The organism is Colwellia marinimaniae, assembly GCF_002207865.1.
Lineage (GTDB): Bacteria > Pseudomonadota > Gammaproteobacteria > Enterobacterales > Alteromonadaceae > Colwellia > Colwellia marinimaniae.
In genome coordinates, this window is the sequence record NZ_BDQM01000133.1 from 1 (window position 1) to 438 (window position 438).

Consider the following 438-nt stretch of genomic DNA (forward strand, 5'->3'; position numbering starts at 1 on the left):
GCAATACGTAATACAGAATCACTTTTCACTTCAAACGGCGTGTCACCAGCCATAATGTTGACTGTTAATGGGCTATTTTCTTTCGCCGTGAATGCTAATGTAAGACCAATCTTATCAATGCTTAGATCTTTAATCTTTTCTGCTAGTTCTGCGCCTAATGCATTTTTATCAGTATAAAGGTCTTGTTTTACATCATGGATTTGTACCACCGAGATCGCATCACTTTTTTCTACTGCGTAGTTCACACTGTTATCACGAGGATTATCTGTAAACATTTTCTTGTTTAGATCGCCCTGCAAGAATGAGTTAGTGAAGCTACGGTTAAATACTTTATGCAGGTTGCCATCGTCAGCTAATAATTTGCCAGACTCAACAAAGCTGTTGATCTGCTTGCGCCATGTATCTACAACTGTATAAACATAATGTGCGCCTTTAATA

General features: G+C 38.1%; 1 pseudogene. It reads right to left on the bottom strand.

What is annotated here, in order from left to right:
• A pseudogene (locus MTCD1_RS18545) lies at positions 1 to 438 on the bottom strand (U32 family peptidase); the annotation flags it as partial.